The following is a 5,780-nucleotide window of genomic DNA, read 5'->3' on the forward strand; positions in this document are numbered from 1 at the left end:
TGACATCGCTGGAGTTCAGCTTGCGGTCCACACGGATCGCCAAGCACTCCCGGCTGTAATCATCGATGACGTTGAGCGTGCGGAATGCCTTTCCGTCATCCGTTCGACAATGCACGAAGTCATAGCTCCAGACATGGTTTCGATGCTCCGGCCGCAGCCGAACACACGATCCATCATTTAACCAGAGCCGTCCCTTCTTCGGTTGTTTCATTGGCACTTTCAGCCCCTCCCGACGCCAAAGCCTTTCGACGCGCTTGTCATTCACCTGCCAGCCCGCATCTCTCAGCAAAGCCGCGATCCGGCGATAACCGTAGCGGCCATACTGGCGGGCCATTTCTATCATGTCCGCCACCAGGCGCTTCTCGTCAGCTCGACCTTTCGTCAGCTTTCGCTGTGTGGATCGGTGCTGTTTCAGGACACGACACGCCCGGCGCTCTGAGACACGCAGTTTGTGGCGCACATGGTTGATGCAGGCGCGGCGTCGGGCGGGGCTCAGTAGTTTCCCTTGGCCGCCTCCGTCAGGATCAGTTTGTCCAGGGTAAGATCCGAGACGGCCCTTCGAAGACGCTCATTCTCTTTTTGAAGGCGCTTGAGTTCCTTCAATTGATCCGCGCCCATTCTGCCGTACTTTTTCTTCCAGCGATAATAGGTCTGTTCAACAACACCAATCTGCCGGATTGCATCCAGACGGGACATGCCTTGCCCCATCAATATCTCAACCTGCCGTAACTTCGAGACAATCTCTTCCGGCTTCGGTCGCTTGTTCGCCATGTGGTTCCTCCGTTTTCATAACCATAACGGCGGACCACTTCAGAGGGGGAGGATCAGCGCCCATGCTGTGGATCATTGTGTCGACGGTGTTGACGCTGGTCGCGGCCACTTTGACGACCACATGCCCTGGTGTCGAAACCGGATCGGGTATTTCAACAAGCTCGAACGGTGCATCGGGTCCGTAGGTGTTCAAAACCATTGCCTTCATTGGGGTATTCCTTTTCTTACGTGTTGATTTGGTTCGGGGGATCAGTTGATGTCCTGCACCTGCATAACCAGATCGCCCCACTTGCGCTGGTTTTCGATGTCGTGTTCCAGACCTTGTTCATCCGCGATGGTGAAACGTTTGACCGCCGGGGTTTTGCTGGTGGCCTGATAGAGCCAATAAGCCTCGGCTTTAAGCGCCTCATCAATGGGTTTGTCGATTGATTCGTAGACCATCTTCTTGCACGCATTGATCGACTCAGCTGGGAATTTTGCAATCCGTTCGGCCAGTACGGTCACATAGGGACCAATTTCATCCGGCTCCAACGCCTTGTTGATGGTGCCCAGACGTTCTGCATCATCCGCGTCATAGTCCTGCGCGCTCAGGATGATCTCAAGTGCTTTGCCAAGACCGGTCTGGCGTGCCATGCGAGAGGCGCCACCGCCGCAGGGTAAGATGCCCATGCCGACCTCCATCTGCATGAACTTGTACTTTCCTCGCGCGGCAAAGCGCATGTCGAGCGCCAACGCCAATTCGTGTCCGCCACCGCGTGCAAACCCTTCCAGTTTTGCGATGGTGGCCTGCGGCACCTTGCTGATCCGTTCGCAAACCGATTGCAGGTCCAAAAGCTGTGCATCGTCACGAGATACCGCCTCGGTCGACATATCCTGGAGAAGCTCGGTGTCGTAGTGGCAGACCCAGATTTCCGGATTGGCGGATTGGAAGATTACGACCTTGGTTTCGCGGTCACGCTCCAGCCGCATTGCCAGGCTGTTGAGATCGGCCAGCATTTCCTGGCCTTGCACGTTCACGGAACCAAAGTTGAATGTCACAGTGGCGATGCCGTTTTCAACGTCTACGTCAAAGGTTTGAAAGTTCTCGTATTTCATCAGGCAGTCCTTTCTAGGGCCTCGACGCGGCATGCGTGAGGGGTGTCGGAGAGTTAAAGGTGGAAGTGTGTGGCGCTTTTGCGCCGCGAGGGTTAGCCAGTCCGGCCAATCAAGTCCCTGATCGTGGTCATGACGTCGGCAATGTGATCTTTGTCCCGTGCTGCGGCATGCGGATTTGCGAAAGCACCAATATCATTGTCAAAATAGGCACCTGACGCATCGGCGAACCTCTCGCCTAGCGCCGCTTCAATAAGGATATCGGCGCCAATGCTCATGTCGTTGCCGGAAACGCCAAAGCCTTCTTTCACCATCTTTGAGGCCAAAAGTGATCCGGGATTTACAGCAACGATTACCAGTGTTTCGGCTCGCGACTTGGCCCAATCCTGGGTCCAGATGGTGATAGCCAATTTGCTTTGGGCATAAGCTTCCATATCCGCCAGCGGCACATTGCCTTGCATGGCTTTGATATTTACCGGGGCTTGCGCTGCCGATGACAGGTTCACAACGCGACCGTCAGCGGGAATGATCGGCAGCAACAATTCGGTCAGCAGATAAGGTGCGAGCGTGTTCACGACAAAACGGATGTCCTGCCCATTCTCAAGGACGGATTTCGGGGCTTTCAAAACACCTGCGTTGTTGATCAACACATCCAGTTTGTCATGCTTGGCCCGTACCCTTTCGGCCAGATCTCGCACCGCGGACAGATCGCTTAGATCGGCGACATAGGTTTCGACATCACCGCCGACTGCGGCAGTAGCACTCTCCAGTTTAGATACGCTACGACCATGCAAGAGCAATTTGTGCCCGGCGGCTGCTAGCTTCTTTGCCGTGAGCAAGCCAATGCCGTCAGTTGAACCTGTAATGAGAATAGTCTTGGTCATTGGTCTGATCCTTTAAGAAAAGTCAGGCAGCAAAGTATCCGCCAAGTGTTCGAGGGTCGCCTCGATGGGCGCTTGATTGAACCTAAGGTTCAGTGCGACGTGATTGACCCCGAGCATTTCAATCTCGCGCAGATAGCTGCGAAGGAAGTCAGTGCCAGATTGAAACCCAAGATGGATCGGGCGAGGAGGGGCAGCTGGATCAGCAACGACATCGACGTAAAGCGATTGCATGACCGGCTTGTCTGATTGGCCCGCGGCCTTCACCCGTCGCCGGTAATCCGCGATGACCTGCCCCTGAGCTGCGGCGTTGCGCGGATACGTCATCCAGCCGTCGCCGTTCTGTGCCACCCAATCGGGCGTTTGCTGGCTACCACCGGTAATGAGCATCGGCAGGCGGGCTCCATGCGGTTTTGGCAATAGGTCAATCCCACCAGACAGCGTGCCCTGAGCGCTTTCACGCTTGGGATAGTCCGATCCAACCGCGCGGATGTAGTCAACGCTGTCGCGGAAACGTTCATCCCTGTCATCATAGCTCTGGTTCATCGCCGGGTACTCCTCGGGGCGGTCGCCCGAAGCTACACCCAACAACAACCGTCCACCCGACAGCGCATCTGCGGTCGCTGCTGCCTTGGCCACATGTGCCGGGTGGCGCAATGGTAGAATTACACTCGACGTTCCAAGCGCAATCCGGTCTGTCCCCGTTGCAAGTGCACCCAGATAAACAAAGGGATCGAAGACCTGTCCGGGATCACCAAAGCTTGGAACATTAAACGGCACGTCCCGCAGCCACAGTGCTGCAAACCCAAGTTCCTCTGCCCTCTGAGCCGCTTCCAGATGTTCCCGCAGCGTCGGCTCTGCGCCGACTGCGTATGCTTCAAGCGGTAACACAAGGCCTACGCTTAGACGTCCCGGGCGAAACACCCGGTTGTAGGCCACGTTGATTTGGGCAAACTCAGTCGGCGGCGTTTCATCCAACATGTCAGGACCCCCTTTAATAGCGCACCAAAGTGCGGCTCTCGATGCTCTTGCGAATGGTAGTGATATTTGGATCCTCGACCATATCAAGCGCGCTATGCGCAATCGATGAAAGGCCGCGATTGTCGTCGATGTTAAAGATCGCGACCTCATCTGGCGTCATCTTGGATTGATAGATCCACTCATGTTCGGGGTTTCCCACCAGCCCCATGATTTGCCCTTTGCGTTCGGGGTAGATCAGGTCCAGCAGGATCCAGTCAGACGGATCAACCGATGATGGGCGAACAAAGCCAAGCGGTGCTGAATTGATAGGATGACCCACAGGGCGCCACACATTGACAAAAGCATAGTGACCTTGCGCCCATTCCGCTGCGGTTTCGGCGCCCAACAGGTCGACAAGCCGTTGTTCGGCTCCGTCCTTGCTATAGTCACTGTGGACGTTGCGCGCGGGTTTGCGTGTCGCACCAGGATCATCTGTGCGAACAGTGTGATCAAAAACCACGACCTCTCTCGCACCCAGCTTGTCCTGCAGCATCGCTTTGATTTCCGTATCATAAATTGGTTTCCAACTGTCGCCTGCAAAGTCTCGGACCTGTGTTTCAAGTGGCATGATTTCAACGGCATCACACGCAAATGAAACCGACGACGTCGTTGTGCGGTTGTCCGCTAGCACAACGGATGTCGCGATCAGTTCAGGGGAAATCAGGTCGCCTGCGACCCCGCCAGCATCGAGCTCAAAGGCTTGCCGGTAGGATTTGTGAACGTGGTAGTTGACCGTTGCCGTCCGTGTCATTTGCGCCTCGTGCCTAAGCTTTGCTGTCTCTGTGAAAGGGATTTAACCTCGATCAAATTGCAGATAAACTGCCCAACCATGTATTGATAATTTGGAAAATGAATATAATGGGCTTAGACACAGACGCGCTTCGATTGTTTATAAGGGCAGCAGACATGCTGAACATCAGCGCGGCGGGGCGTGATCTGGGCATGGCCCCAGCAGTCTCCAGCGCAAGGCTTGCCAAGCTGGAGCAGAACCTCGGTTTCGATCTCTTGCACCGCACGACACGCAAAGTGTCGTTGTCGGTGGAAGGAGCGGATTTCCTACCCTTCGCCCGTGAAATCATTGCGCAGGAAGAGGCGGCATTTGCTGCATTGGGCATGCAAATGACAACGATCAAGGGTACATTGCGTTTTGCTGCGCCAAGCAGTTTTGCACAGCTCTACATCGCGCCAATCCTGCCAAAGTTCCTTGAACAGCACCCCGATCTCACGCTCGATCTGCGCCTGTCCGATGTGCAGTTCGATCTGATCGAAGGGAGCTACGATCTAGCACTCAGGAACGCTCCACTTGTCGACACCAGCCTGAAGGGCCGCAAACTGGCTGATGACCAGCGTATTCTTTGTGCTACGCCACGCTACCTCGATACGCACGGCGTTCCCGATGCACCAGCCGATTTGATAAACCACCGTCTGATCGCTTTCCAAAACCTCCAACCGCGTCCACTGACAGGACCGGCGGGCGAAAACGCTGTTTTCGATCCCGCATCAGCCAAAGGCCAATTGATAATCGATGACGGTCGAAGCCAGGTCCGCGCCACATTGGCCGGGGCCGGTATTTCCTTGAATGCTAGATGGAGCGTGCATGAGCATCTGAAGTCAGGCCGTTTGGTACGGGTTCTTCCAAACTTTGAGGCCAGCGAAGACAATGTCTTGTGGCTGATCTATCCAAAGTCCAACGTACTATCCCCAAAAGTGCGGGTGTTCATGGATTTTCTAGTCGCAGAAATTGGCGCAAAGCCTCCTTGGGAAACATGAGCTCAAATTAGGTTTAGCGCGCTTTCAGACATCCTGACGCCAATGTCGGAGACCAGGCGTTGAGCGGACATACCTTGTCCAATCGCAAAAGTCTGGTTTGTCCGCATTGCGGTCGTTCGCCCAATCGGAACGGATGTCTACTTTGCGGGACACCTGTCGATTGCATCGCTTACATTGGGCTATCTGTTTACTTAATCGAAAATGCGTTCGCCCTGCTCGTCAATCACCTGTTTCGCCTTTGCGATA

Annotated in this window: 6 protein-coding genes and 1 pseudogene; 1 reads left to right on the plus strand and 6 read right to left on the minus strand. The window is 55.0% G+C overall.

What is annotated here, in order from left to right; genetic code table 11:
- The 6 genes and pseudogenes from ACR0FE_RS23485 to ACR0FE_RS23510 all read right to left on the minus strand — a co-directional run.
- Positions 1-771, minus strand: a pseudogene (locus tag ACR0FE_RS23485) (IS3 family transposase); the annotation flags it as partial.
- Positions 716-979: a hypothetical protein gene (locus ACR0FE_RS23490; RefSeq protein WP_480442125.1), complete on the minus strand. Its 264-nt coding sequence runs from the start codon at positions 977-979 to the stop codon at positions 716-718. The gene ACR0FE_RS23490 and the pseudogene ACR0FE_RS23485, both read right to left, overlap by 56 nt.
- Before the next feature lie 41 nt (positions 980-1,020).
- Positions 1,021-1,866 carry an enoyl-CoA hydratase/isomerase family protein gene (locus ACR0FE_RS23495; RefSeq protein WP_170612327.1) on the minus strand — a complete coding sequence of 282 codons (846 nt, stop codon included), beginning with the start codon at positions 1,864-1,866 and terminating at the stop codon, positions 1,021-1,023.
- A 92-nt stretch (positions 1,867-1,958) separates the two neighbouring features.
- On the minus strand, positions 1,959-2,747 hold the full coding sequence (locus ACR0FE_RS23500) for an SDR family NAD(P)-dependent oxidoreductase (protein WP_480442123.1): 789 nt from the start codon (positions 2,745-2,747) through the stop codon (positions 1,959-1,961).
- 12 nt (positions 2,748-2,759) lie between these two features.
- Positions 2,760-3,725, minus strand: a complete 966-nt coding sequence (locus ACR0FE_RS23505) for an LLM class oxidoreductase (RefSeq protein WP_480915547.1) — start codon at positions 3,723-3,725, stop codon at positions 2,760-2,762.
- Between the two features lie 13 nt (positions 3,726-3,738).
- Positions 3,739-4,515, minus strand: a complete 777-nt coding sequence (locus ACR0FE_RS23510) for a CmcJ/NvfI family oxidoreductase (RefSeq protein WP_170612321.1) — start codon at positions 4,513-4,515, stop codon at positions 3,739-3,741.
- A 107-nt stretch (positions 4,516-4,622) separates the two neighbouring features.
- Here ACR0FE_RS23510 and ACR0FE_RS23515 point away from each other — a divergent pair, with 107 nt between their 5' ends.
- Positions 4,623-5,534 (plus strand): LysR family transcriptional regulator, encoded by a 912-nt coding sequence (locus ACR0FE_RS23515; RefSeq protein ID WP_480915548.1) that lies wholly within the window; start codon positions 4,623-4,625, stop codon positions 5,532-5,534.
- Positions 5,535-5,780: the final 246 nt, after the last annotated feature.

The organism is Ruegeria sp. K7 (assembly GCF_056531785.1).

Excerpts from the sequence above, each read along its gene's own strand:
- ACR0FE_RS23500 (WP_480442123.1), bottom strand. The coding sequence starts at position 2,747 with ATGACCAAGACTATTCTCATTACAGGTTCAACTGACGGCATTGGCTTG.
- ACR0FE_RS23495 (WP_170612327.1), bottom strand. The coding sequence starts at position 1,866 with ATGAAATACGAGAACTTTCAAACCTTTGACGTAGACGTTGAAAACGGC.
- ACR0FE_RS23505 (WP_480915547.1), bottom strand. The coding sequence starts at position 3,725 with ATGTTGGATGAAACGCCGCCGACTGAGTTTGCCCAAATCAACGTGGCC.
- ACR0FE_RS23510 (WP_170612321.1), bottom strand. The coding sequence starts at position 4,515 with ATGACACGGACGGCAACGGTCAACTACCACGTTCACAAATCCTACCGG.
- ACR0FE_RS23490 (WP_480442125.1), bottom strand. The coding sequence starts at position 979 with ATGAAGGCAATGGTTTTGAACACCTACGGACCCGATGCACCGTTCGAG.
- ACR0FE_RS23515 (WP_480915548.1), top strand. The coding sequence starts at position 4,623 with ATGGGCTTAGACACAGACGCGCTTCGATTGTTTATAAGGGCAGCAGAC.